General features: G+C 68.9%; 24 protein-coding genes and 1 pseudogene. 12 read left to right on the top strand and 13 right to left on the bottom strand.

What is annotated here, in order from left to right:
• Nucleotides 1-10 precede the first annotated feature (10 nt).
• The 3 genes from AB4Z55_RS23015 to AB4Z55_RS23005 all read right to left on the bottom strand — a co-directional run bounded on the left by AB4Z55_RS23015 (nt 11) and on the right by AB4Z55_RS23005 (nt 2,143).
• Complete coding sequence (locus AB4Z55_RS23015) at nt 11-190, bottom strand: DUF3073 domain-containing protein (RefSeq protein WP_004020923.1); 180 nt, start codon at nt 188-190, stop codon at nt 11-13.
• A 94-nt stretch (nt 191-284) separates the two neighbouring features.
• Nucleotides 285-962 carry an MOSC domain-containing protein gene (locus AB4Z55_RS23010; RefSeq protein WP_257881262.1) on the bottom strand — a complete coding sequence of 226 codons (678 nt, stop codon included), beginning with the start codon at nt 960-962 and terminating at the stop codon, nt 285-287.
• Nucleotides 959-2,143 carry a folate-binding protein YgfZ gene (locus AB4Z55_RS23005; protein WP_369520620.1) on the bottom strand — a complete coding sequence of 395 codons (1,185 nt, stop codon included), beginning with the start codon at nt 2,141-2,143 and terminating at the stop codon, nt 959-961. The genes AB4Z55_RS23010 and AB4Z55_RS23005 overlap by 4 nt, the downstream gene beginning before the upstream one ends.
• A gap of 58 nt (nt 2,144-2,201) precedes the next feature.
• Between AB4Z55_RS23005 and AB4Z55_RS23000 the strand changes: the two genes are divergently transcribed.
• The 5 genes from AB4Z55_RS23000 (at nt 2,202) to cydC (ending at nt 9,406) form a co-directional block, all read left to right on the top strand.
• Nucleotides 2,202-3,071, top strand: coding sequence for an aminodeoxychorismate lyase (locus AB4Z55_RS23000; protein WP_369520619.1), 870 nt, complete (start codon nt 2,202-2,204; stop codon nt 3,069-3,071).
• A 224-nt stretch (nt 3,072-3,295) separates the two neighbouring features.
• Complete coding sequence (locus tag AB4Z55_RS22995; RefSeq protein WP_101820933.1) at nt 3,296-4,879, top strand: cytochrome ubiquinol oxidase subunit I; 1,584 nt, start codon at nt 3,296-3,298, stop codon at nt 4,877-4,879.
• Between the two features lie 12 nt (nt 4,880-4,891).
• Nucleotides 4,892-5,974, top strand: coding sequence for a cytochrome d ubiquinol oxidase subunit II (cydB, locus tag AB4Z55_RS22990; RefSeq protein WP_239400055.1), 1,083 nt, complete (start codon nt 4,892-4,894; stop codon nt 5,972-5,974).
• Complete coding sequence (cydD, locus tag AB4Z55_RS22985) at nt 5,971-7,698, top strand: thiol reductant ABC exporter subunit CydD (RefSeq protein WP_369520618.1); 1,728 nt, start codon at nt 5,971-5,973, stop codon at nt 7,696-7,698. Before cydB ends, cydD begins: the two co-directional genes overlap by 4 nt.
• On the top strand, nt 7,688-9,406 hold the full coding sequence (cydC, locus tag AB4Z55_RS22980; protein WP_369520617.1) for a thiol reductant ABC exporter subunit CydC: 1,719 nt from the start codon (nt 7,688-7,690) through the stop codon (nt 9,404-9,406). Before cydD ends, cydC begins: the two co-directional genes overlap by 11 nt.
• Before the next feature lie 245 nt (nt 9,407-9,651).
• Here cydC and AB4Z55_RS22975 read toward each other — a convergent pair whose 3' ends face one another.
• From AB4Z55_RS22975 to AB4Z55_RS22965, 3 genes are all read right to left on the bottom strand, one after another.
• A complete protein-coding gene (locus AB4Z55_RS22975) occupies nt 9,652-11,151 on the bottom strand; it encodes an aldehyde dehydrogenase (protein WP_369520616.1) in 1,500 nt (499 codons plus the stop codon).
• 129 nt (nt 11,152-11,280) lie between these two features.
• Entirely contained in the window at nt 11,281-11,916 is a 636-nt protein-coding gene (locus AB4Z55_RS22970) for an LON peptidase substrate-binding domain-containing protein (protein WP_180819413.1), read from the bottom strand.
• 54 nt (nt 11,917-11,970) lie between these two features.
• Nucleotides 11,971-12,279 (bottom strand): antibiotic biosynthesis monooxygenase, encoded by a 309-nt coding sequence (locus tag AB4Z55_RS22965; protein ID WP_004020913.1) that lies wholly within the window; start codon nt 12,277-12,279, stop codon nt 11,971-11,973.
• A 109-nt stretch (nt 12,280-12,388) separates the two neighbouring features.
• On the opposite strand from AB4Z55_RS22965, the gene AB4Z55_RS22960 reads away from it, so the two are divergent.
• On the top strand, nt 12,389-13,210 hold the full coding sequence (locus AB4Z55_RS22960) for an alpha/beta fold hydrolase (protein ID WP_369520615.1): 822 nt from the start codon (nt 12,389-12,391) through the stop codon (nt 13,208-13,210).
• A 100-nt stretch (nt 13,211-13,310) separates the two neighbouring features.
• Here the strand turns inward: AB4Z55_RS22960 and AB4Z55_RS22955 are convergent, their stop codons facing one another.
• Entirely contained in the window at nt 13,311-14,282 is a 972-nt protein-coding gene (locus AB4Z55_RS22955; RefSeq protein ID WP_369520614.1) for a hypothetical protein, read from the bottom strand.
• 167 nt (nt 14,283-14,449) lie between these two features.
• A complete protein-coding gene (locus AB4Z55_RS22950) occupies nt 14,450-15,343 on the bottom strand; it encodes an A/G-specific adenine glycosylase (protein WP_369520613.1) in 894 nt (297 codons plus the stop codon).
• Between AB4Z55_RS22950 and AB4Z55_RS22945 the strand changes: the two genes are divergently transcribed.
• Nucleotides 15,342-15,995: a carbonic anhydrase gene (locus tag AB4Z55_RS22945; protein ID WP_004020909.1), complete on the top strand. Its 654-nt coding sequence runs from the start codon at nt 15,342-15,344 to the stop codon at nt 15,993-15,995. The genes AB4Z55_RS22950 and AB4Z55_RS22945 overlap by 2 nt on opposite strands.
• A 176-nt stretch (nt 15,996-16,171) precedes the next feature.
• Nucleotides 16,172-16,951, top strand: coding sequence for a hypothetical protein (locus AB4Z55_RS22940; RefSeq protein WP_369520612.1), 780 nt, complete (start codon nt 16,172-16,174; stop codon nt 16,949-16,951).
• An 11-nt stretch (nt 16,952-16,962) separates the two neighbouring features.
• Here AB4Z55_RS22940 and disA read toward each other — a convergent pair whose 3' ends face one another.
• Complete coding sequence (gene disA / locus AB4Z55_RS22935) at nt 16,963-18,048, bottom strand: DNA integrity scanning diadenylate cyclase DisA (protein ID WP_064569491.1); 1,086 nt, start codon at nt 18,046-18,048, stop codon at nt 16,963-16,965.
• A 117-nt stretch (nt 18,049-18,165) separates the two neighbouring features.
• Here disA and AB4Z55_RS22930 point away from each other — a divergent pair, with 117 nt between their 5' ends.
• On the top strand, nt 18,166-18,696 hold the full coding sequence (locus AB4Z55_RS22930; RefSeq protein WP_369521051.1) for a PaaI family thioesterase: 531 nt from the start codon (nt 18,166-18,168) through the stop codon (nt 18,694-18,696).
• A gap of 11 nt (nt 18,697-18,707) precedes the next feature.
• Here AB4Z55_RS22930 and radA read toward each other — a convergent pair whose 3' ends face one another.
• Together radA and AB4Z55_RS22920 are read right to left on the bottom strand one after the other, a co-directional pair.
• On the bottom strand, nt 18,708-20,087 hold the full coding sequence (gene radA / locus AB4Z55_RS22925) for a DNA repair protein RadA (RefSeq protein ID WP_369520611.1): 1,380 nt from the start codon (nt 20,085-20,087) through the stop codon (nt 18,708-18,710).
• 183 nt (nt 20,088-20,270) lie between these two features.
• Nucleotides 20,271-20,900: pseudogene (locus AB4Z55_RS22920) on the bottom strand (hypothetical protein); the annotation flags it as partial.
• A gap of 389 nt (nt 20,901-21,289) precedes the next feature.
• Between AB4Z55_RS22920 and AB4Z55_RS22915 the strand changes: the two are divergent.
• From AB4Z55_RS22915 to ispF, 3 genes are read left to right on the top strand one after another with little or no spacing between them, the layout of a single operon-like run.
• Nucleotides 21,290-21,778 (top strand): CarD family transcriptional regulator, encoded by a 489-nt coding sequence (locus tag AB4Z55_RS22915; protein ID WP_004020903.1) that lies wholly within the window; start codon nt 21,290-21,292, stop codon nt 21,776-21,778.
• Nucleotides 21,779-21,809: 31 nt separating this feature from the next.
• Nucleotides 21,810-22,499, top strand: coding sequence for a 2-C-methyl-D-erythritol 4-phosphate cytidylyltransferase (gene ispD, locus AB4Z55_RS22910; RefSeq protein WP_369520610.1), 690 nt, complete (start codon nt 21,810-21,812; stop codon nt 22,497-22,499).
• Entirely contained in the window at nt 22,499-22,966 is a 468-nt protein-coding gene (ispF, locus tag AB4Z55_RS22905; protein ID WP_033205341.1) for a 2-C-methyl-D-erythritol 2,4-cyclodiphosphate synthase, read from the top strand. Before ispD ends, ispF begins: the two co-directional genes overlap by 1 nt.
• Here ispF and AB4Z55_RS22900 read toward each other — a convergent pair.
• Nucleotides 22,963-24,195 (bottom strand): nucleotide disphospho-sugar-binding domain-containing protein, encoded by a 1,233-nt coding sequence (locus tag AB4Z55_RS22900; RefSeq protein ID WP_369520609.1) that lies wholly within the window; start codon nt 24,193-24,195, stop codon nt 22,963-22,965. The genes ispF and AB4Z55_RS22900 overlap by 4 nt on opposite strands.
• The gene (locus AB4Z55_RS22895) at nt 24,192-25,547 is read right to left on the bottom strand and encodes a hypothetical protein (protein WP_369521050.1); all 1,356 of its coding nucleotides are present in this window, start codon (nt 25,545-25,547) and stop codon (nt 24,192-24,194) included. The genes AB4Z55_RS22900 and AB4Z55_RS22895 overlap by 4 nt, the downstream gene beginning before the upstream one ends.
• Nucleotides 25,548-25,598 lie beyond the last annotated feature (51 nt).

Raw genomic sequence — 25,598 nt, 5'->3', positions numbered from 1 at the left:
AGTGTGCGCGTCAAGCGCGTCGCCACTCCTCTTCGTCCACCCAGTCGTCCACCGGATCCGGTCGATCTACAACCGGATCGCCCTGCCCGGAAAGCTCGCGCTGCAAGCTTTCCAAATCGGTGTTCGGAGTGGAGTACTTCAGCTGACGTGCAACCTTCGTCTGCTTTGCCTTTGCCCGGCCGCGGCCCATATGGGACCCCCTCGCACAATGACGGGGCGGCCAAACGATTGGCGGCCCCGTTCTCTTGAAGTAATTCTGTCGTGCGGACCAGTCTAGCGCGCCTCTAGGATTTGTGTTGTCCACCCTGGGTTGCCGCGCCGACGCGTCTTTCCGACTTGTTCACCATCTTGGTCGCCTCGCGCCGGACCTTGGCGGGCAGATCGTCTCGGGCGAGCAGGGATCGAATCGCCCCGATGTCGCCGCCGGCGAGCAGATCGCGAGAGCGCACCCCGTGGTCGGGACGATGGACGACGGTGATCTGATCGCCCTGCGCCACGCTGCCGTTCTGGACAACGCGCAGGTAGGTGCCGAAATCGGCCTGGTCCAGAAACCGCTTCATCCATCGCGGCTCGCCCGCCCAGACCGCGAAGGTCTTGCAGGGGACGCGGGGGATGGTCACCTCGAGGACCAGCCCGTCGGCGCCCACCTCCCACCGTTCGCCGACCAGCGCGTCGGTGACCGCCATCCCGTCGATGCGCAGGTTCTCGCCGAACCATCCGTAAGGAAGCTCACGTCCGAGCTCCTCGGCCCACCGGCGCGCCTCGTCGTCGGCGTAGGCGTACACGGCCTGATCGACACCGCCGTGGTGCCGCTTGTTGCCCACGTGATCGTCGACGAGGCCGAGCTCGTCGACGGCGAGGCGTCCCTGTCGCGGACGCTTGTCGATGGCGGAGCGGCCGATGCCTTCGAGGATCACGTCATCGCCGGCGGCGCACACCGCCAGCACCACACCCGCGCTCAACTGTTGCGTCCGGGGGCCGCCGGGCCGCTGCGCAGGCGTTCCACGGCGGCGCGTCCGGCCTGGACCCGGTCGTCCTCGAGGATCGAGTCGGGATCGATCCGGGCGCTCACGGCGGACTCGGCGCCCACGGTCAGCTCGACGTCGGCGCCGACGTTGCGTTTCACGAGCGCAAGGGCGATGGGGCCCCACTCGTGGTGGTCGACGACGGTGCCCAGCCGGCCGACGGTGCGGCCGCCGGCTGTCACCGGGTCGCCGGGCGCCGGGCGCTGGTCACTGCTGCCGTCGAGGTGCAGCAACACCAGCCGGCGGGGCGACTTGCCGAGGTTGTGGACCCGGGCGACGGTCTCCTGGCCGCGGTAGCACCCCTTGTCGAGGTGGAGCGCGCCGAGCTCGTCGGGCCCGCCGATCCAGTCGACCTCATGCGGGATGGTGCGTTCGTCGGTGTCGGCGCCCAGCCGGGGACGGCGGGCCGCCACGCGCAGGGCGTCGAACGCCCAGCTGCCGGCCATCCGCGCACCGGCCTCGGTCAGGGTGTCCCACCATCGGTTCAGCACGTATTCGGGCACGATGAGGTCGACGACCGGCAGGTCCCGGTGCTCGCCGAGTGAGGGCATGCGCCGCCAGAAGCCGAGCGGCTCGTCCTCGTGGTGTGACTCGGGCAGTCCGCCGGCCTGGTAGACGACGGTGTCGGCACCGATCTCCAGGAGGTCGGCGACGGGTCCGCTGAGGGCCCCCGGGCCGACGAGCGTCACGACCTTCATGTCGGGGCGGGCGGCCGGTTCGGCCTTGGCCCAGAAGACCATCTTGCTCAGGAAACCGAGCAGCGGTTCGCCACGGGAACCCTCGGTGTCGAGCCAGGTGACACCGTCGATGTCGGTGAGGACGAAGTGCTCTTCCACACGGCCGTTGGCGTCGAGGGAGAGGTTCTCGGCGCTCGACCGGTCGGGGAGGGCGGCGATGTGCTGACTGGTGATCGTGTGCAGCCAGGTCAGACGTTCGTCGCCGGCGATCTCGATCACGGCACGGTCGGACCGGTCGACGATGATCACGCCGGCGGCGGCGGCACGTTGCTCACCGAGTGGATCGCCGTAGTGCCATGCGGTGTCAGCGGAGTGGAGGTCGCCGGGGCCGGGCACCGCCCCGCCCTCGGAATGCCTGGTCAGGATGGGTGAACGGCTCACGCGTCGATTCTACGGGTCGATTCGGCGAACGGCCGGGACGCATGGCAGCCTTCTATCCATGGCCGATTCGATCCTTGTCTCGCTCGACGGTACGCAGCACGATGCCGACGCTCCCTTCCTCCATGCCGACGATCTGGCGGCCGTTCGCGGCGACGGCATCTTCGAGACCCTGCTCGTCCGCGCCGGACGGCCGCGATGCGTCCGGCTGCACCTCGAGCGCCTCGCGCGTAGCGCAGCTGCGATGGAGCTCGGGACACCCGATCTCGACGAGTGGCGCGGGGTGATCGAGGCCGCGACGCAGGCGTGGGTCGAGAAGCATGGATCGGCGGGCGAGGCTCTGCTCCGGCTTGTGTACTCCCGGGGGCGCGAACACGGTTCGGCGCCGACCGCCTATGTCACCGTCGACGCGGTGCCCGACCGGGTGGCGGCAGCGCGTGCGGAGGGGGTGCGGGTGGTCACCCTGGACCGCGGCTTCTCGATCGACCTCGCCGGCTCGGCGCCGTGGCAACTACTCGGGGCCAAGACCCTCAGCTACGCCACGAACATGGCGGCGCTGCGTCACGCGGCCGCCGAGGGCTACGACGACGTGATCTTCGTCAGCAGCGAGGGCGCGGTCCTCGAGGGGCCCCGGTCCACGGTCGTCGCGGTCTACGGCGACACCCTGGTGACGCCGCCCACCGAGATCGGAATCCTCGAATCGACGACCGTGAGTGCGGTTTTCGACGTGGCGGAGCGGGAGGGTTGGACGACCAAGACCGACCTCCTGCGGCCCGAGGACCTGGTGGCGGCCGATTCGGTCTGGCTGGTCAGCAGTGTCACCCTCGCGGCCCGGGTCACCCATCTCAACCGGTATGTGATGCCGGTTCCGTCGGGCTCCGCGAATTTCGCCGATCTGGTCGATCGCGCCATCTCCGTGGACGACAATTGATCCCGGTCACCGACACCTGAGACCCGCGGCCTGGAGCACAGGCCCGAGCGGGTGAGAGGGAAGACACCGCTTCGAGCTGGTCAGCGGGACCTTTGGCGCTTGTTAAGGCCGGTGACCAGGCGTAACGTCGCGCCTACGACTTACTACTACCTGTAGTAGTAGGTTCCCGGCAGGTTTCGATCTGCCCCCGCAGCCCGGGGGCCGGCAACTCGATTCGAGGCGATATGGACGCTCTGGACGTCTCCAGATGGCAATTCGGGATCACGACCGTCTACCACTTCATCCTGGTGCCCCTGACCATCGGCCTCGCGCCGATGATCGCGGTGATGCAGACGGTGTGGCATGTCACCGGCAACGAGCAGTGGCTGCGCGCCACCAAGTTCTTCGGGAAGCTCTTCCTGATCAACTTCGCACTGGGTGTCGCGACCGGCATCGTCCAGGAGTTCCAGTTCGGCATGAACTGGAGCGAGTACAGCCGGTTCGTCGCCGATGTCTTCGGCGCACCGCTTGCCCTGGAGGGCCTGGTCGCGTTCTTCCTGGAATCGACCTTCATCGGGCTCTGGATCTTCGGCTGGGACCGCTTGCCGCGCCGGGTGCACCTGGCGTGTATCTGGCTGGCGGCCATCGGCGTCAACGCCTCGGCGTACTTCATCATCGCCGCGAACTCGTGGATGCAGCACCCGGTCGGCGTCGTGTGGGATGACGAACGCGGTCGGCCCGCCATGAACGACTTCGTCGCGGTGCTCACCAACAACACGACCCTCGCGGCCTTCCCGCACGTCATCGCCGGTGCCTTCCTCACCGCGGGCACGTTCGTCGCGGCGATCGGCATCTGGTGGATGGCGCGGAACTCGTGGCGGGCCAAGAAGATCCGCGAGGCCGCCGAAACCGGCGACACCGGCGTGATCCCGGAGAGCACGTCCCCGAGCCACGTCGACGCGACGCCCGAAGCCCTCGAGAAGGACGCCCGCGACCTCTGGCGGCCGGTGACGAGACTCGCGCTGTGGGTGACCCTCGTCTCCGGCGTCGCCCTGTTCATCACCGGGGACCTCCAGGCGCAGATCATGTTCAAGCAGCAGCCGATGAAGATGGCCTCGGCCGAGTCGCTGTGTGAGACCGAGACGGGCCCGGGCTTCTCGGTCCTGTCGATCGGGCGCCAGAACAACTGCGACAACATCGAACACGTCATCGAGATCCCGAAGATGCTGTCCTTCCTCGCGAACCACGACTTCGACTCGACCCTGCAGGGTGTCGAGGAATTGCAGGAGCAGTACACCGAGGCCTTCGCAGGCCAGCCGAACGTCCCGGCCAACCAGAACTTCGCACCGAACCTCTTCGTGACCTACTGGGGTTTCCGGGCGATGATCACCTGGGCCCTCGGTTCGGTCGTCGTGGCCCTGGGCGGTCTGTGGTTCACCCGCCGCAAGCGGGTGGTCGAATCCAGACGCTTCGGCTTCATCGCCCTGCTGATGATCCCGACACCGTTCCTGGCCAACAGTTCCGGCTGGATCTTCACCGAGATGGGGCGTCAGCCGTGGGTTGTCGCACCCAACTGGGAGGACGATCTCGATCCGCTCCGGATCAGCATGCTGGTGCAGAACGGCGTCTCCAACCATTCGGCGAGCACGGTGTTGGTCACCCTGATCGGGTTCACGCTGCTCTACGGCGCACTCGGCGTCGTGTGGTTCATGTTGCAGCGGCGCTACGTCATCGAGGGCCCGGCCGCGCACGATTCGCGACCACCAGGCCACACCGACGACGACGAATCCGATTCCGATGAGCCCAAACAGCTCTCGTTCGCCTACTAGAGGAGCGTGATCATGAGTCTCGAAGAAATCTGGTTCCTGGTCATCGCGTTCCTGTTCGTCGGGTATTTCGTACTGGAGGGCTTCGATTTCGGCGTCGGAATGCTGATGCCGATCCTCGGATCGAGTCACACCGGTGGCGACGACAAGGTGGCCGCCGGCGATCCGGAGGCCGATCCCGACAAACGGCGCCGCGCGCTCCTCAACACCATCGGCCCGGTCTGGGACGGCAACGAGGTCTGGCTAATCACCGCGGGTGCGGCGCTGTTCGCCGCCTTCGGCGGTTGGTACGCAACCATGTTCAGTGCGTTCTACCTACCCCTGTTCCTGATCCTCATCGGCCTCATCGTGCGGGTGTGCGCGATCGAGTGGCGGGGCAAGATCAACAATCCCCGCTGGCGTATGTGGTGCGACATCGGAATCGGCCTGGGGTCATGGATTCCGGCGATCCTGTGGGGTGTGGCGTTCGCCAACATCGTGCGCGGGTTGCCGATCGACGCCGACGCCCAGTACACTGGTGGGTTCTTCAACCTCCTCAACCCGTACGCGCTCCTCGGCGGTGCGACCACCCTGCTCGCCTTCCTCACCCACGGCGCGGTGTTCATCTCGCTGAAGACCTCCGGTGTGTTGCAGGAGGATTCCGCTCGCTACGCCGCCCGGCTGGCCTGGCCGACACTGATCGTGGCCGCCGTGTTCCTGCTGTGGACCCAGTTCGCGTATGGCAACTCGTGGACGTGGATTCCGGTGCTCATCGCCGCCGTCGCCGCGGTGGGCATGGTGATCGCCACCCAGATCCGCCGGGAGGGTTACGCTTTCCTGTTCACCTGCATCGCGATCGCGGGCACGGTCGCCGCGCTGTTCGCCGTTTTGTTCCCGAATGCGATTCCGTCCACCCTGAATCCGGAGTGGAACCTCACCATCGAGAACACGGCGTCGAGCGATTACACACTCACGATCATGACGTGGGCGGCTGTGCTCATCACCCCGGTGGTGATGGGCTACCAGGCCTGGACCTACTGGGTGTTCCGCAAGCGGCTGTCGGTCGCGCACATCCCGGACCCGGCCGGACTCCCATCGCTGCGAATCCCGAGCAAGTGAGTCGCACCGCCGGGCCCCCGGTCGATCCCCGGCTGCTGCGGTATTCGCCGACGACCCGCCGCTACATCGGGGTCACCTCGGCGTTCGCGGTTGTCGAGGTGATCGCGATCATCGTGGTGGCGGCGATGGTGGCCTCCATCGTGTCCGAACTGATCGTGTCGCCCGGAGCGCGGTCGTTGGCCGCGCAGGCGGCTCATCTCATGGTGCTCACCGGAGCCCTGGCGCTGCGGGCGGCGATGGCCTACGGGCACGACCGGTACGCGCACCGCGCCGCCGCGCGGGCGATCGCCGAATTGCGGGCCGAGGCCCTCGACGTCCTCACCGATCCGTCCCGCACCTCGCCGCGCTCGCTGACCGCGATCCGCGAACACGCGAGCACCGTCCTCCTGCGCGGACTGGACGCGCTGGGGCCGTACCTGTCGGGCTACCTGCCGGCCCTCGTCGCCGCGGGCATCCTGACCCCGGTCGTCACGGTGGTCATCGCATTCGCCGACTGGCCCTCGGCGCTGATCATCCTCGTCACCCTGCCGCTGATCCCGCTGTTCATGGTTCTCGTCGGACTGATGACGCGAGATCGCACCACGCGCAAGCTGGCGGCGATGAGCCGGCTGAGTGCGCAGCTCCTCGACCTCGTCGCGGGGTTGCCGACGCTGCGGGCGCTGAACCGGGCCGGCGCCCCGGCGCAGCGCGTCGGTGAACTCGGTGAGGCGCACCGCCGCAGCACGATGAGTTCACTGCGTGTCGCGTTCCTGTCGGGGGCCGTGCTGGAACTGCTCGCCACGCTCTGCGTCGCACTGGTGGCGGTGAGTATCGGACTGCGCCTGGTGTATGGCGAGATGTCCCTCTACGCAGGTGTTTTCGCGCTGATCCTGGCGCCCGAGGCATACCTGCCGCTGCGTCGCGTCGGGATGCAGTTCCACAACTCGGCGGACGGCCTCACCGCTGCCGAGCAGGTCTTCGGACTCATCGCGCCGGCGACGGTCGGGTCGGTCCAGGCGGTGCCCGCCTCGGGGAGCCGGGGCGTCACCGTTGCCGGGCAGCCGATCGCGGTGCTCGACGTCGGGGTCCACGGTCGCGACGGGTGGGCACCGGAATGCCTTCGCGCGACGATCGAACCGGGTTCGCTCACCGTGTTCACCGGGCCGAACGGGTCGGGGAAGTCGACGGTGCTGGCGGCGATGATGGGTCTGCTCACCCCTGACGAGGGGTCGGTGCTGATCGGGTCCACCCCGGTCGCCCAGGCCGACCCGGCTGCCCTGCACGAACAGATCGCCTGGCTGCCCCAGCAGCCGGTCGTCGTGCCGGGCACGGTCGCCGAGAACCTGGAACTGTTCGGTTCGTTGGATCGGGAGACCTTCGAGTCGGCCGCTGCGGCAACCGGTTTCGCAGACCTGATCGTCGAGTTGCCCGAGCGGCTCGACACGGTGCTCGGAACGGGTGGCGTCGGACTGTCCGCGGGACAGCGGCAGCGCCTTGCGCTGACCCGCGTCCTCGCCTCACCGGCACCCCTGCTCCTCCTCGACGAACCGACCGCCCATCTCGACGAGGCGTCCGAACGCGACGTGTTGGCCGCGCTCCGCGACCGTGCTCGTGCCGGAGACACGGTGGTCGTGGTCGCGCACCGGGGCGTCGCCCGCGAATACGCGGACCGGACGGTCGATTTCATGTCGGCCGCGAGCATGACGTCCGGCGCCGCGGCCGCGGAGGTGGATCATGCGCGATGATCCGTTGATCCGGGCCCTGGGGTTCCTCGGTCTGCGGTGGCGTCCCACTCTGGCCGCGCTCGCTCTCGGCGTCGGCGGTGCACTGTCGGCGCTGTTCCTCGCGGCGCTGTCGGCCTGGCTGATCACCCGCGCCTGGCAGATGCCGCCGGTGCTGTATCTGTCGGTGGCCATCACCGCGGTCCGGGCGCTGGGCATCTCACGCGGGGTGTTCCGCTACCTCGAACGGCTGGCGACCCACGATCTCGCCCTGGCGGCCATGGCCACTGCGCGTCAGCGGGTGTACGCGGCGCTGGCCTCGGGGTCACCGGGCTACTCGGTCACGCTGCGCCGGAGCGAGCTGCTCAACCGGACCGGGGACGACGTCGACGAGATCGGCAACGCCCTCATCCGGGGCCTGATCCCGATCGGGGTCGGTGCGACGACATCGGTTGCAGCGGTGGTGGTGATGGCCCTGGTGTCGGTGCCCGCCGCCGTCGTGCTCGCGCTCGCACTGGTCGTCAGCGGCGCCGTGGCACCCTGGCTCGCCGCACGCGGTGGTGCCCGGGCCATCCGGGACGGCGCACACGCCGCGTCCGAGGCGACGGAGGCCGCCACGACAACTCTGTGGCACGCGCCCGAGCTCGTCGTCGCACGCCGACGCCAGGGTGCACTGGCCGCGGCCGCCGCGGCCGACCGCCGGCACCTCGACGCCACCGACCGCGGCATCCGGTGGCAGGCGTCCGCCGCAGCGGCGACGCCGCTGGCGCTCGGGGCATCACTCCTCGCAGCGTGTGCGATCGCCATCGAGTTGGCCTCGGGGACCACGGGTTCCCTCGCCGGGGTGAGTTCCGGGGAAGGGCTGACGCCGATGATCCTCGGTGTGCTCGTCCTGCTGCCGCTGTCGGCGTTCGAGTCCACCGCGCCGCTCACCGAGGCCGGACTACAGATCGAACGAAGCCGCCAGAGTGCCGCTCGGGTGATGGCGCTCGTCGACGGGGCGCGTGCCGACGGTGTCGCCGAGGTGACCGACGCCGACATCCACCGCTCCCCGGTGCGCCTGGCCGCCACGGGAGTGCGCTGGGGGCACCCGGGCCGAGAGATCCTCGGTCCGGCAACAGGTGTGGACCTCGACCTGCACCCGGGCTCGCGCCTGGTCGTCACCGGCCCGAGCGGGGTGGGGAAGTCGACCCTGCTGCTGACCCTCGCGGGCCTGCTGCCGCCGGTGGCGGGTGAGGTCGCCGCCGTCGACGAAGCCGACCGATCGACGGTCGGGTTACGCTCGGCGTCCTGCTATTTCGCCGAGGAGGCACACATCTTCTCGACGACGGTCCGGGAGAACCTGCGCGTCGCCCGCGGGGATGTCACCGACGAGGAGATCGGCTCCGCGTTGGTGGCCGTCGGCCTCGAGCGCTGGGCTGCAACGCTTCCCGACGGTCTCGACACCGTCCTCGCCGGTGGGGCCGATGCGACGAGCGGCGGGCAGCGGCGCCGGTTGCTCCTCGCCCGCGCACTTCTCCACCCCGCGCCGGTCGTCCTGCTCGACGAGCCGACCGAGCATCTCGACGAGGCGGATTCCGACCGGTTGCTGCGCCGACTCCTCGGGATCGAGCGTGACCTGTTCGGACCCGACCGCATCGTCGTCGTCGTGACCCACCAGCCGCCGGTCGACACCGGTGCGGCAGAGGTGCTCGAGTTGGTGGGCCGGGAGAGCAGCGTCGACCGGGCGTAGCGGGGCCACCGGGTGGTTTCGACTCGGCGCCTCGCTCCGCTCGGTGCCGGCTCAACCAGCGGAGGGGACGTCGCTTCGGTTCGGCTCAACCAGCGGGAAAGTGGCTTCGGTGCGGCTCAACCAGCGGGGAAGTGGCTTCGGTGCGGCTCAACCAGCGAGGAAGTGGCCTCACCCAGCGGGAAAGAGTCGGGGCCGGACGCATAAGTCGTCCGGCCCCGGCTCCCCCCTGTGAGAGTTCGGGAGGTCTAGTTCTCGGATACCTCGTATCCCATCGGCAGCATCGTCGACTTGTGTTCGAGGAAGGACTCGAGGCCTTCGCGGCCGTTCTCGCGGCCGATGCCGGAGTTCTTGTAGCCGCCGAACGGTGACTCGGGATCGATGGCGTACCAATTGATCCCGAAGGTGCCGGTGCGGATCTTGGTGGAGATCTCGATGCCGCGCTCGACGTCGTTCGTCCACACCGTGCCGGCGAGGCCGTAGCTCGAGTCGTTGGCGATGGCGATGGCCTCGTCGACGTCGTCGTAGGCGATGACCGACAGCACGGGACCGAAGATCTCCTCCTGCGCGATGGCCATGTCATTGGTGACGCCGGTGAAGATAGTGGGGGTGAGGAAGTAGCCGGAGTCGAGTCCCTCGGGACGCTCGCTCTCGAGAACCGCGGTGGCCCCGGCCTTCTTGCCGAGTTCGACGTACTCCTCGACCTTGTTCCGCTGGTTCTCGGTGATCAGGGGTCCGAGCTGGGCCTCCGGATCGGACGGCAAGCCGACCTTCATCGCCTTGGCGGCATCGACCATCGCGGCGACGATCTCGTCCTGCCGGCTGCGCGGCACCAGGATTCGCGTCTGCGCGACGCACGCCTGCCCGGTGTTGAACAGGCCGAGGAAGGTCAGCATGAAGGCGTTCGCGGCGAGATCGACGTCGTCGAGGACGATGGCGGCCGACTTGCCGCCCAACTCGAGCGAACACCGCTTGAGCGTCTGCGCACAGGCCGCGCCGATCGCCTTGCCGGCCGCGGTCGAGCCGGTGAAGGTGATCTTGTCCACGTCGGGATGCGCGACGAGGGCCTGTCCGGTCTCGGTGCCGCCGGTGACCACCGAGATCGCTTCCGCCGGAACACCGGCCTCGATGAACAACTGGGCCACGTAGTTGCCGGTCATCGGGGTCTCTGGTGCCGGCTTGAGCACCACGGAACACCCGGCGGCGAGTGCGGCGCCCATCTTGTTGCAGGTGATGAAGAGCGGGACGTTCCAGGCGCAGATGGCGCCGACCACGCCGACCGGTTCGCGAGTGATCCGGGTCGTCCCGAACAGTCCGGTCCGGTACTCCTCCCACTGGTAGCTGCGGGCCGCGTTCGCGTAGGCGCGCAGCACGCCGGTGCCGGGGAGCTGCTGAAGGGTGCTGATCGCGCTCGGCGGCGCGCCCATCTCGGCGGAGACCAGCGCGGTGATCTCGTCTCCCCGCTCGTCGATCAGGTCGGCGACCCTGGCGATGATGTCGGCACGCTGTGCGGGCGGCGTCGAACTCCAGACCCCGGAGTCGAAGGCCGCGCGTGCGGTGCGAACCGCGGTGTCGACGTCCGTGGCGTCGGCGAGCGGTACGGAACCGACGCGTTCGCCGGTGGCGGGGGAGTGGACCTCGAGGGTCTCGGTGGAATGGGGGTCGACCCACCGGCCGCCGATGAGCAACTGGGGTTGTTCGCCCCCGCCGGTGAGAGTGGCGGGTTGGGACTCCACGGTCTCGGTCATTACGCGTGTGCTCCTCAGAGGACGGGGTCCTGCCCGGGCGCGAGCGGCCGACAGCCGCCGACGGACAGGTGTGAACTACGGCACACGCAATACTAGAACACGTTCTAACTCTGATGCCAGGGGTGGTCGTCAGGAACTGCCGAACGCCACCCTGGCCTCCATCCCCTGCATGACGTCGTCGAGGATCTCGATCTGGTCGGACGGGTCGTCGGCTTCGAGGATCCGTTGCTGGTCATGCGGCTGTCCCGCCGTCTGCGCCGCCCACCGGTGGATGGGCGAGAGGTCCGCGGCCCGGGGATCGGAGTCGATGAGGGCGAAGGCGGCGATGATCGGCTCGGGGTCCTCACCGGCGGCGCGGAACTTCCGCCGGATCAGCTCACGGTGTCGCTCGGCGAGGTCGCGCAGACGGGCCAGATCGGAGCGGCTCGGGGTCCGCTCGGGCAACACCGTGATGCGGGCGCGCGGATACGGATCGTCGGGCAGCCACTCCTCGACCCGGAACCGGCGGCGGCCGATCGCGGTCAGCGACGCGCGGCCGTCCGGCAGCCGGCCCGTGATCTCGGCGTGGGCCAGAGTGCCGACCTCGCATCGTGACTCACCGCCGCCGACCTCGGAACCGCGCTCGATCAACACCACCCCGAACCGGATCGTCGGCGGATCGGACGAGGTGTCGACGTGGTCGTCCAGCATCTGTCGATAGCGCGGCTCGAAGATGCGCAACGGCAGTTCCGCGCCCGGCACCAACGCGGTGCCGAGCGGGAACATCGGCTCTACTAGGACCTCGCCGGCCGCCGGATCCACGGTCAGGGTCCGCTCGTCTCAGGCTTTGGGTCGCGCGTCGAGCACGACTTCGAACTCGAGCAGATCGGCGCCCGAGGCGACCGGCTTGGCGCGCTCCCCGGAATGTGCCTCGCGGGCCGGCCCCGCCGACCAGGCCTGGAAATCCTCTTCGGACTCCCATTCGGTGACGACGAAGTATCGGTCGTCGCCCTTGACGGGCCGCAACAGCTGGAATCCGAGGAACCCCTTGGAACCGTCCACCGAGTGGGCGCGATTGGCGAATCGCTTCTCCAGTTCGGGGCCGGCACCCTCGGGGACAGAGATGGCATTGATCTTCACAACAGACATGCGTCCACCATAGGCGCCGCGCATGGACGGTCGGGGCGAACGTCGACACCGATGTCGACACCAGCGCCGGCGGTCGGTGTCACCACGCCTCTGCGACTACAGTTCTGGCATGTTCGACGGTGAGGTTCCGCAGGAGACCGGGCTCCGCGATCACGGCGGCCCCGACCTCGCCGACGACGCCCACGGTGCGTTCGAGCGCACGTCGCCGCCCATCGTCTTGCTGCACGGCCTGATGGGCCGCGGCCGCACATGGCGGCGTCAGGTCCCCTGGCTGCGCCGGTACGGTCGGGTGTTCACCTTCGACGCCGCCTTCCACACCGGGGCCGACGCCGAAGATCCCTGCGACGACCGCGAACTCGCGACCGAACGGTTCGTCGCCGACCTCGCCGAGGTGCTCACCTGGATCGACCGCGGGCCCGCGGTCCTCATCGGGCACTCGATGGGGGCCCTGCACGCATGGTGCACAGCGGCGGAGTACCCGGAACTGGTGGCCGCCCTGGTCGTGGAGGACATGGCGCCCGACTTCCGCGGCCGGTCGACGTCGAACTGGACCCCGTGGTTCGATTCCTGGCCGGAGCGGTTCGCGTCGGAGTCCGAGGCCGTGGCGATGTTCGGCCCGATTGCCGGACGCTATTTCTTCGAGGCCTTCGACGACGGCCGGCTGCACGGCCGGATTCCGTTGTGGGCCGCGATCGCCGAGGAATGGGGCCGGCGCGACTTCTGGACCCAGTGGCGGTCGGTCGGCGTACCGACGCTGCTGATCGAGGCCGAGCACGGGGTCACCCCGCCCGGACAGATGCGGACGATGTGCGCGGAGAACGACCATGCCCGCCACATCCGCGTGCCGGACGCCGGGCATCTCGTCCACGACGACGCACCGCAGGTCTATCGCGGCGCGGTCGAGGCATTTCTCTCCGGACTCGACCTCTGACACCCCGGTGCACAACGTCGCCTGGCACAACGTCGCCTGGCACAACGACATTCGGGGCGCACACGACGAATCGTGTGCGCCCCGAATCGGGTTGGGAGGATCAGGTCGGGTCGGCAGGCGCGATGGGGGCGCCGTTGAGCCGACGCCAGCAGTGCACGAGGAACAGCTGCGCGACCGGGGCCGCGACGATCAGGCCCACGTAGCAGACCAGTACGCCGACGAGGTTGATGGCGTAGGTGACCAGCAGGGTCAGGATCGAATCACCGACCTTCGACTTGGTCAGTTCGAAGGACGCCTTCATCGCGTTGATCGGCGAGAGGCTCTTGTCGATGGTCGCGACGACCGAGAACATCAGGAAGAACATCGCGATGATGCCGGGGATGATGCACAACGCGTAGCCGATCCCGGTGATGATGCCGACGAGGATCGCGGTTCCGATGACCGGGCCGAACCGGATCGGGGTGAGGAACGACTTCGCCGTCACCGGCTCACCGTTCGCGACCCGGACCGCGCCCGAGATGATGCTCGCCTGGATGTAGAGCAGCCCGATGAACAGCAGCGCGTAGATGAGGATCATCAGGATGGTTCCACCGGCGCTCAGCGAGGTCGTCTCGTAGGTGTAACCGCCGCCGAGATCGGTGGTCTCGGTCGTACTGAAGAGAGCCACGCCGAAGATCGCGAGCGCGATGACGACCGCGCCCAGCAAGAACACGGTGAGTCCGGGCAGGATCATCGCGCCGATGTTGTTCTTGAACTTGCCGAAAGCCCACGAGAACGCGGTGCCCACATCGATCTTGCCCGAATCGCCTGGTGCGCCGTAGGGGTCGGGGGCTCCGGGGTAGGCCCCGACGTCGCCGTACTGCGGGCCGCCGGGAGGCGGCGGCGGGGGTGCCTGGCCGTACTGGGGTTGCTGCGGTGGTTGCTGGCCGTACGGCGGCTGCTGTGGAGGCTGCTGCCCGTACTGGGGCGGCTGCGGTGGCTGCTGCCCGTACTGCGGCGGCTGCTGACCGGGGAAGCCGCCCGGCTGCTGCGGGTCCGGTGGCGGGACAGGGGGATACGGCGGCTGACTCATGGACCGGGACATTAGCAACTAAGTGACCCCGGTGGGAGACTATCTCTGAACGATCAAACGACTGGTCAATGATCGTGGCACGAATTATGGGTTCGCGGTGGCGGGTTCGCGAACCCGGACCTGGACAGACGTCCCAGAATCGTCGTCCGAGCGCCGATGAACCGGACTCATGCCTCGCCGGCCAGGCAGTACCGGCCGCTGACGGTGATCTCCACCAGTCCGTCCACGAGAAGCGAGTCCAGGGCACGGTCGCGCTGCGCGGAGTCGGAGGTCCACACGACGTCGAGCGCGGCGCGGTCGACCGAATCGTTCGAGTTGCGAAGGACGTCGAGGAGCAGTCCGCGTACCTGACGGTCGGTGCCGGCGAACTTCTGCACCCGGCGCGGTGGCCCGGAATGGGCCGGCCGGCCGAGTCCGACCCAGGTGCAGTCGACCAGAGGACAGTTGTCGCACTTCGGATTTCGGGCGGTGCAGACGAGAGCGCCCAGCTCCATCAGTGCGGCCGAGAAGCGCGGGGCCGACGCGGCGTAGGTGCCGTCGGGGGAACGGGGGAGCAGGGCCTCGGCGTCGGCGAGATCCCGCCGCGACGGGTTCGCCGGCTGCTCCCGACCATGGACCGCGCGGACGATGACCCGCCGGACGTTCGTGTCCACGACCGGCACGGCCTGACCGTAGGCGAAGCAGGCGACCGCGCGGGCGGTGTAGTCACCGATCCCGGGCAGGGTCAGCATCGTCTCGACGTCGTCGGGGACGCGGTCGCCGTGCTCGGCGGCGAGCACCTTCGCGCACTCGTGGAGACGAAGCGCGCGACGGGGGTAACCGAGCTTGCCCCACGCGCGCAGGACCTCGCCGGCCGGTTCGGCGGCCATCGCCGAGGGGACCGGCCAGCGCCGTACCCACTCCTGCCAGGGTTCGACCACCCTCGACACGGGGGTCTGCTGCAACATGATCTCGCTGATGAGGATCTGCCAGCCGGTGCAGGACGGATCGCGCCAGGGGAGATCTCGTTCGTGGGTATCGAACCAACCGAGCAGACGGCCCGGTGGCACACTATTGGGCATGACCGCAAACACACCACGGGACGCGTGGCGCATCCTGCGCGACGGCAACGACCGATTTGTGACAGGTGAATCTCAGCATCCCAGCCAGGGTATCGAGGACCGCGCGCGACTCGTCGGGGGTCAGCATCCGCACGTCGTGCTGTTCGGCTGCGCGGACTCGCGGCTCTCCGCCGAGATCATCTTCGATCAGGGACTCGGCGACATGTTCGTCGTGCGGACGGCCGGCCACGTGATCGATTCGGCTGTTCTCGGCTCCCTCGAATACGCCGTCGAGGTGCTGCAGGTGCCGCTCATCGTGATCCTCGGGCACGACAGCTGCGGCGCGGTCAAGGCGACTCTCGATGCGCTCGACGACCTGCAGATCCCCGGTGGCTACATCCGTGACGTCGTGGAGCGTGTGACCCCCAGCATCCTCGCCGGTCGCAGTGAAGGGTTGACGCGAGTCGACGAGTTCGAGGCCCGCCACGTGGTCGAGACCGGCCAGCTGCTCATGCAGCGCAGCCGCATCATCGCCGACCGGATCAGCACCGGCCGCCTGGCGATCGTGGGCCTGACCTACCAGCTCAACGAGGGGCAGGTCAACGTCCAGGGCGTCTACGGCGACATCGGCGAGCGTCCGGCGCCCACCGCGGTGACCGCCGAATCCGCCTGACACCGGCCCTTCGAGACGGCCCCTCCGCAAGCTCCGGGGCCTCCTCAGGGGGCAGGGGTGGCGGGTCAGAGCCTGAAGGCGAACTCTAGACTTTGCCTGCTCCGGGCCGTTTTTCGGCTGCGACACGCCGCACGTGATCAGCCGGAAGTCAATACCCGGCCGTTAGCGTGGTGGGCGTGATCGAACCCCAGGGCCCGCTGCCACCCGAGATCTACTGGCGACGCCGCGCCGTCGCCGTGGGTGGTGCGGTGGTCGTGGTCGGTCTGGTCGTCGCATTGATCGTCTGGATGACGTCGGGGAGCGGAGATCCCCAGAACGCCGCGGCCACGCAGAGTGCCTCGTCGAGTTCGTCGGCATCGTCGACGACGTCGGCACCACCCGCCTCGGAACCGCAGGCCGGTGGCGCCTCGGGCGAACCGGACGCCGGTGGCGGCTCGGGCGGGGGTGCCGGCGGTTCGGGTGCACCCGCCGGACCGCCCGCCGGCGCGTCGAGTCCCGTCGAATCGGCAAGCCCCGCAGGAGTTCCCGGAGGAGCCGCGGGTCCCGCGCTGTGCCCGGACCAAGCGATCTCGGTGGTCCTGTACACCGACAAGCCGACCTACACGATCGGGCAGAATCCGGTGTTCACCATCGTGACCACCAATGCCGGTCTGTCCGAGTGCACGCGCGACGTCGGCAAGGCCGTCCAGAACGTGATCGTGCGCACCCTGGACGGCACCCGGACACTCTGGTCGGCGCGCGACTGCTCGCCGCTCAACACCGTCAACAACGTCGTCCTCAAGCCCGCACAGCAGGTCAAGGACACCATCACCTGGTCGGGCACCACGAGCAGCCCCGGCTGTGAGCGTCCGCGGACCCAGGTGCCCGCCGGGTCGTACTCGGCCATCGGCAAGATCGGTGAGCGGGAGTCGTTCCCGATCACGTTCAACATGGTGGCGCCTGCTCAGGAGCCCTGAGCGAGCCGCGACTAGTCGTAGCGTTCGATACTGGTCTCGGCCAGCCGCGACAGACCTTCGCGGATGTGGCGGGCCCAGATGCTGCCGATTCCCTCGACCGCCTGCAGGTCGGCCGACGAACTCGCGAGCAATGCCTGCAGCGTGCCGAAGCTGCGGACGAGCCGGTCGACGTGCGCGAACTGAAGGCGTGAGATCCGGGCGAGCAGCCGGTAACCGCGAGGACTCATCGCGGTGTCCTGGGCCTCGATGGTGGTCGGGTACCCGAAGGCGCCGGCCAGCAGGGTCAGGTCGAGAAGGTCTGCGTCGCTGAGGTTCTCGACGACCTCGAGCGCCTGGCGGACATCTTCGGCGGTGGCCGGTTCCGGACTGGCGTAGTAGTCGCGGACGAGGAGTTCGCGCATGGTGTCGTTGTCGCTGATCAGTTCCTCGAGCTGCAGGCTGACCTGTCGGCCGTTGACGCCGAGTTCGAGGACGTACTCCTCGATCTCGACCGACACGCGCCGGACCATCTCCATCCGCTGCGCGGTCGACATGGCGTCGCGCAGCAGCACGTAGTCCTCGATCTCCGCACGGGACAGAGCCGAGATCACCTCGTCCAGCCGCGCCTTGTACCGCTCGAGTGTGGCCAGGGCGACGTTCGCTCGGGACAGGATCGGGTCCGGGCTCTCGACGACGCGGCGGGCCCCGTCGACGTACACGCTGACGATGGACATCGACGCGCTCACCGAGATCACCGGGTGCCCGGTCTGGATGGCGGTTCGTTCGGCCGCACGATGGCGCGTGCCGGACTCCTCGGTCGGTATCGAGGGATCGGGGACCAGCTGGACGTTGGCGCGCACGATGCGCTTGCCGTCGGTCGAGAGCACGACCGCACCGTCCATCTTCGCCAGCTCGCGCAGTCGGGTGGGGGCGAATTCGACGTCGAGGTGGAAACCGCCGTCGCAGATCTTCTCCACGTCGGAGTCGTGTCCCAGCACGATCAGGGCGCCGGTGCCGCCGCGGAGGATGCGCTCGAGACCGTCGCGGAGCCCGGTGCCGGGCGCGACGCGCGCGACCGTCTCGCGCGTCAGCTCGGATCTCACCACTTCGGCGACCATGTCTCCCCTTCTCCGGACCTGTCTGCGGCGACCGGCCGTCGCCACCGGGCCACATGCCCCCTGACATCGGCCATTGCGATGTGACTAGGGTACCGGGGTGTGAAGAGCAGCAGTTTTGTGGTGCCCGACGAGCTGGACGAGGTGGAGCGCCACCCGAAGGCGGCGAAGGCGGGTGAACCCGTGCGGATGCACAACCCGACGTGCTTCGGCTGCGGGCCGGATTCACCGCAGGGACTGCACCTGGTCGTCCATGCCGGCGAGGGCTTCACCGTCGACGCATCGATGGAGGTCGAGACGCGGATGGAGGGCGGTCCCGGCGTGATCCACGGCGGCATCTTGAGCACTGCCTTCGACGAGGTGATGGGGACCATCCCGCTCCTCGTCGGACCGTCGGGCGTGACCGTGCATCTCGAGGTGGACTACATCCGCCCGATCCCGGTGGGATCGACGCTGCGGTTCCACGGCAACCTGCTGGGCCGCCAGCGACGGAAGATCTTCACCGAAGCGGTCGCCCACATCGGGGACCCGGAGAAGCCGGTGGCCAGTGCCCACGCGATCTTCGTGACGATCGATGTCCGCAAGCACTTCGCCGAACACGTCGAGAAGAGCGCCCGGGCCGAGGAGTACAAGCGGCGGATGTATCCGTAGGAATCCGTGCCTCAGAAGGGGGCGTCCACCGGGTCGGCCGCGCGGAGGCCGACGGCGTCGCCGATGTTCGCGACGCGCAGGATCCGAATGCCTGTGGGCAGTTCCTCGTCCGTGGCGGCCGGAATGATCGCCTCCCGGAAACCGAGTCGCTTCGCCTCGGCGAGTCGGCGCGCGACCGCCGAGACGCGTCGGACCTCGCCGCCGAGTCCGACCTCGCCGATGACGACCGTCGACTGCGGGATGGGCTGATTCTTCACCGTCGAGTACACGGCGAGAGCGATGGCGAGATCGGCGGCCGGCTCGGTCACCCGCATCCCGCCGACGGTGGACAGATAGACCTCGCTCTTCGCGATCTGCTTCAGGCCCCCGCGTGCCTGCAGGACGGCCAAGACCATCGAGACCCGATTCATGTCCAGGCCGGACACCGCGCGCCGCGGGATGTTCATCTCGGTCCCGTTCGCCAGCGCCTGGACCTCGCCGACGAGGGCACGCTTGCCATCCATCGTCACCAGGGTGGCGCTGCCGCTCACGTCTGAATCGCGCTGGTGCAGAAAGATTCCCGACGGGTCGGGCACCTGGTGGATGCCGTCGTCGCGCTGTTCGAAACACCCGACCTCGTCGGCTGCGCCGAAACGGTTCTTGACGCCGCGGACCATACGCAGCGTCGAATGCCGGTCACCCTCGAAGGCGAGTACGACATCCACGAGGTGCTCGAGCGACCGCGGCCCGGCCACCGCGCCCTCCTTGGTGACGTGACCGACCAGGATGACCGCGACCCCGCGATTCTTGGCCAGCGAGACCAGGGCGGTGGTGACGGCGCGGATCTGGGTGACCCCGCCGGTGACGCCGTCGGCCCCCGATGCGACGAGTGTCTGCACCGAGTCGACGATCATGAGCGAGGGGGCCACCGAGTCGACGTGGCCGAGGATGGTCGCGAGATCGGTCTCCGCCGCCAGATAGACATTCTGGTGAACCGCACCGGTGCGCTCGGCCCGCATGCGGACCTGCCCGGCCGACTCCTCACCGGTGATGTAGAGCGCGGTACGGCCCTGTCCGGCCCAGTGTTTGACGGCCTCGAGCAGCAGCGTGGACTTGCCGACGCCGGGCTCACCGGCCAGCAGGATGACCGAGCCCGGCACGACACCGCGGCCGAGGACCCGGTCGAGCTCGCCGATGCCGGTCGGTACCGCAGCCGACGATTCGGCGTCGACCTCGGTGATGCGCAGCGCCGGGCTCGACGGTGCGACCGCGGCCGTCGACCGTGACGACGTCGGGACGCCCGTGACCTCGCCGATCGTGCCCCACTCCCCGCACTCGGGGCATCGGCCCACCCATTTGGGGACCTGATGGCCGCAAACGGCGCAGCGGAAGGAGGACTTGGGTTTGGCCACCCGGTCAGCCTAGGTGGAGCCACCGACAAGACGAACGAGGCCCGGCGTGTGCCGGGCCTCGTTCGTCGAGCAGACCATGGGATTCTAGTGGCCGCCTTCGCCGTGGCCCTCACCGTCGGCGCCGTGTTCGCCGGTGCCTGCACCGGAGCCCTCTTCGGCGTGGCCCTCGTCGCCGTGGTGCTAGTTGTAGAACGTCGGCTCGGCGTTGCGCGCCACGTCCTGGCGTTCGAGCTCTGCGCCACCGTCGACCGGGGTGTCGACGGTGGTCTGTCCGGCATCGACCCAGCTGCCGTCGGCCTCGCGCTTCTCGAAGACGAACGTCAGCTCGGTGGTCAGACCCGCAGCGACCGTGTCGCCGGTGTTGTCCAGCTTCACGCTCAGGCGCTTCTCGAACTCGGGATTGGCCCCGACCGGAGTGCCACCGCGGAGGGCCCCGTTGGGCGGGATGATGCGGTCGTCGGCCTCGGCGCCCTCGATGAAGGTGACCTGGCCCTCTTCGGGCTTGATCTCCTTGAGGCGGTAGTAGACCAGGGGATCGGCATTGGCGATCACGAAGGCGAGTTCGAACGGCCCGCCGTCACCGAAGACCGTGGACGCGTCGTTCTCGGGGTACAGGACCTGCACGTCGCGGAGCTGCAGCTCGTCGAGGTTGACGTTCGCGCCGTTCACCGCCGGCAGCTGATTGGCGGTCTGCGAGATCTGACCCGCGCCGCACCCGGTGACACCCAGGGCGACGGCGATGCCGATCGCGGCAACCGCGGTCACCATGCGAGATGGCCGAACCGCCGACCGCCGCGCGGAAAGTGAAAGCACTGACACCCGATCCTCCCAGGTCAAACGAAGCCGACATGCAGCGCGCGAAACCCTGCACTACGCAGCGTAGTGGGCGTGGTGCGGAAAAGTCCGGCCGGGTACCCGATTGGTTCGGCGCGCGTGTGTCCGGGACGGTCCGGCGACGCCGACCCGGGGTGGCCGGGCGGACCGACGGGGGCCCGGGCAAGTGGTGCCGACGCGTCGCCGACGGCCTGCCGCGAAAGTCGTCCGTCGGGGCCTCCGGTGGGGTAGCCAAGCCTCACCGCGCACCCCTCGCGACCTCGAAAGAGCCTGTCATGAAACGCGTTCACCGCGTTGACCTGCACCGTTGGGTGGGTGCCTCGGAACGCCCGTGCTAGACTGGCTCTACTCGAAAGGGGCAAGGAACATTGAATTTCAAAGTTGGCGACACCGTCGTTTACCCCCATCACGGTGCTGCTCGGGTCGAAGACATCGTGACCCGGACCATCAAGGGTGAGCAGATCGAATACCTTGTTCTCAAGGTTGCCGACGGTGACATGACCGTTCAGATTCCCTCGACGAAGCTCGAGTACGTGGGTGTTCGTGATGTGGTCGGCCAGGAGGGTCTCGACCAGGTCTTCCAGGTTCTGCGGGCCCCGCACACCGAGGAGCCGACCAACTGGGCTCGTCGGTTCAAGGCGAACCAGGAGAAGCTGATCTCGGGCGACATCATCAAGGTCGCCGAGATCGTCCGCGACCTCTGGCGTCGCGAGCAGGATCGTGGCCTGTCGGCCGGCGAGAAGCGGATGCTGACCCGCGCCCGTCGCGTTCTGGTCGACGAGCTGTCGCTCGCCCAGAACACCGACGACGAGAAGGCCACCAGCATGCTGGACGAGGTCCTCGCCGCCGCTTCCTGATCGCCGGTCGCATCTGGTACTGGAACTCTCAGTGACCCCCACGCCGGAGCGATCCGGCGCTGACGTGTGCGTGATCATCCCGGCCGCCGGGTCGGGGACCCGGCTCGGCGAGCCGGTACCCAAGGCCTTCGTCGATCTCTGTGGCCGCACGATCATCGAACGGTGCGTCGAGAACATCCCCGCGGCGTTGGGGGCATCGGTCGTGGTCGTGGTGCCCGCCGACCTCATCGAGCGGGCTCGCATGCTGCTTCCCGGTGTCCGCGTCGTCGCCGGTGGCGCTCATCGGTCCGAGTCGGTGCGTGCCGGGATCGCCGCAGCCGGTGACGCCGGCACCCTGCTCGTGCACGACGCCGCCCGGCCGCTCACTCCCGCACGTGTCTTCGTCGACGTGGTGGACGCGGTTCGCTCCGGGCATCCGGCTGTCGTCCCCGCGATTCCCGTCGTCGACACCCTCAAACAGGTCGTGTCGGTCCCGGGCGGCCTCGAGCGCGTGACCCGAACCGTCGACCGCGACGAGTTGCGCGCCGTCCAGACGCCGCAGGGATTCACCCGCGACACTCTCCTGCGAGCTCATGCCGATGCCTTCGGTCTCGCCACCGACGACGCCGGTCTCGCCGAGAGAATCGGAATCGACGTCCACCTCGTCCCCGGAGACCCACTTGCCATGAAGATCACCACACCCTGGGACCTGCGCATCGTGCGAGATGTGGTGGGTCGATGATGCGGGTCGGCATCGGAACCGACGCCCACCGCGTCGACCCGTCCGCCCAGTGCTGGATGGTCGGCCTGAATTTTCCCGACGAACCCGGGTGCGAAGGGCACTCCGACGGTGATGTCGGTGCGCACGCGCTGTGCGACGCGGTGCTCTCGGCCGCGGGTCTCGGCGACGTGGGTTCGGTGTTCGGGACAGGTCGTCCGGAGTGGGAGGGTGTCTCGGGCGTGCAGATGCTCACCCATGTGCGAACACTCGTCGAGGCGGAGGGACTGCGCGTCGTGAACGCGGCCGTCCAGGTCGTGGGCAACCGACCCAAGATCGGGCCGCGCCGCGCCGAGGCGCAACAGGTGCTCTCCGACGCGCTCGGCGGACCGGTCTCGGTGTCGGCGACGACCACCGACGGGCTGGGCATGACCGGCCGCGGCGAGGGGATCGCCGCGGTGGCGACCGCCCTGCTGGACGCCGCGGGCTAACCCGCTGCGGCCAGGAGGATGTCGCAGGCCCGGTCGACCGCCGCGGCCGGCGGGGTCAGGCGTTGGGCCAGCCGCGCGGCGCCTGCCGCGATCGCGGGATCGGTGAGCGGGTCGAGATCGTCCGGACCGAATCGGGCGAGACGATTGCCCGCTCCGGCGTTCGCTCTGCGTAGGGCGGCCGCCCACATCGGCTGGTCGGCACTCAGCCAGGCGATGACAGATGGGATTCCCGCCCGGGTCGCAGCCGCGGTGGTGCCCGCACCACCGTGATGGACCGCGCCGCGGCATCGCGGCAGCAGGACTTCGTGGTCGACGGGGCCGGCGACGTGCAGAAGTCGATCGTCCTGTGGCAGCTCGTGTTCGGTGTGCCCGATCACGCGGAGGCCGCGACCGAGGAGAGTCGTCACGATGCCGGTGATCTGCTCGTCGGTGATCTTCATGCTGCCGAAACCGACGTAGACAGGCGGCTCGCCGTCGGCGATCCAGTCCAGTGCGGACCCCGTGGCGTCGGTGCCGGCCGACATCGCGTGACGGGTCGCGGTGTCGGGCAACAGGAATCCGACCAGCGGGCGCTGTGCACCCCACTCCTCGGCGAGACCCGGGTAGAACGCGGTGTCGTAGGCCTGGATCTCCGGCACACCGCGTGCTCGAAGCCGTTGCCCGAGAGGGCCTTTCACCGCCGGTAGGCCGAGCTGGTCGCGGAGTCGCCGGTCGGCGCCGCGCACCGTCAGCCAGTACGTGCGATCGGCGAGAGACCACATGGCCCGGGAGACGGGCCGGGGATGGTGGCGGTAGCGGACGTCGAGACTTCCGTTGGGGCGCAACGGACAGTAGTGCAACGGCACGAACGGGATGCCCCGACTCTGGGCGATGGCCTCGCCGCGGTCCTGGGCGAGTGGAGCGGTGACGAGCAGATCAGAGGCGTCGGCGAGTTCGGCCATCACCCGCTCGGATGTCGCGCGTCCGTGTTCGGCGACTTCGCCGAGTGCCCGCAGGTGCACGCGCGGATTCTTCGACTTCAGACGCTCTTTCACCAGGGGACTGGCCAGGAGTTCAGCCGTGGAGGGGGCGAGGACCTGCGTCGGCAGACCCGAGGCAGCGGTCATGGTGACCAGGTCCTCCGGCACGGCGAGCCGTACCTCGTGTCCGCGTCGGGTGAGCTCGGCACCGAGGGCGATGGCCGGCTGGATGTCCCCGCGGCTGCCGTGCACCGCAAAAGCGAACCTCATGCGCCCCAGGACTTTCCGGAGATTCCCCAGGCGGCGAGCTCGTCGGTGACGAGGGTCCGCAGGGATGCGGTGTCGGGAATGCGGACCGGGTCCAGAGAGCTGACGCTGAACATCACTTGGTCGTCGTTGACCGCGAGCCACCCGCTGATGCCGCCCTTGCGGTCCCGCAGCCGTGCCGGGTCACCGGTGGCGGTGATCGCCCGGATCGACAGTGCCCCGGGCGTTCCGGTGCCGAGGGTCGCGAACTCGTCGGGTGCCTGGCCGACGTTCGACGCCAGACACAGCGGCGTGGTCACGTTCGATGCGAGGCGTCGTGTGATCGGCTTGCTCAGCGCCTGCAGCACGACGGCCCGTTGCGCAACGGCGCCCGAGTTCGCGGCCAGTCGTCCGTAGGCGTCCTTGCAGGCGGTGCGCACCGCGGTGAGGTCGTCGTAGCGTTGCGGGTCCACCTCGACGAAAGCCGTTGCGCCCGAGCTGGCATTCGCGCGCCGGTCATCGAGCGTCCGGGACGAGACGGGCAGCGACACCGGGACGACGTCACCGGGCGACACGCGGCCGCTGCGTTCCAGGACGCCGACCATGAGGGCGGCGAACAGGCTGTTGTCGGTGCCGCCCCGCGTCGTGGCTGCCGCGGTGTAGTCCGCCTGCGGGATCAGGATCGTGACGTTCGGTGCGGTCTCGGCGTCGGAGACGTCGGTCCCGGGTGCCGGCCGACCGGTCACGCGCACCGGCGACGCCGGCGGGGTGGAGCGACTCGCGCGCCAGATCCGCACCGCGGTCCGGCCGGCGGTCCACAGCAGATCGGCGGCATCCCGGACGTCGGAGACCAGGCCGGGTTCGGCACCGTGGACATAGTCGAGGCCGTGGATGGCCTCGATGACCGCCACCGCGCCGGTCCCGCCGTCGGCGATGACATGGGAGATGATGAGCGAGACCAGCACGGAGTCGTCGGCGGCGGCCCGTGCGACGACGAGCCGCCAGGCCGGCCCCTTCTCGAAGTCGAGCGGCGCGTCGGCCTGGGTCCGGCCCCATGCCTCTTCGTCGCCTGCGGGTACCGGGTCGTCCTGCACCTCGACCGCGCCGGCTTCCGGGGTGTAGCGCCAATACGCGCGGCCGGGCCCCCGATGTCGTGTGACGAGCCGGCTCAGGCGTCCGTATCGCAGCTTCTGGCCCAGCGCGGTGATGGTGTCGACATCGACGGAGCCCGGAAACCGCCACAGTGTCTGATTCACGACGGGAAGACCGAGGACGACATCCATCCGGACGAAGAGGTCGTCATCGGCCGTCAGCCGGTCGACGACGGGTCCCGGCGACGACTGTTCGTCGTGGCGGACCAGCGATGCGAAGTTCATGTCTGCCCTGCTGTTGATGGATGCACGCCGTTGGTGATGCACGTCGGCGTC

The organism is Gordonia sp. ABKF26, from assembly GCF_041103195.1.
Taxonomy (GTDB): Bacteria; Actinomycetota; Actinomycetes; order Mycobacteriales; family Mycobacteriaceae; genus Gordonia; species Gordonia terrae.
Note: the sequence above shows the minus strand (reverse complement) of the source record. Positions and strands in the feature narration are given on the sequence as shown.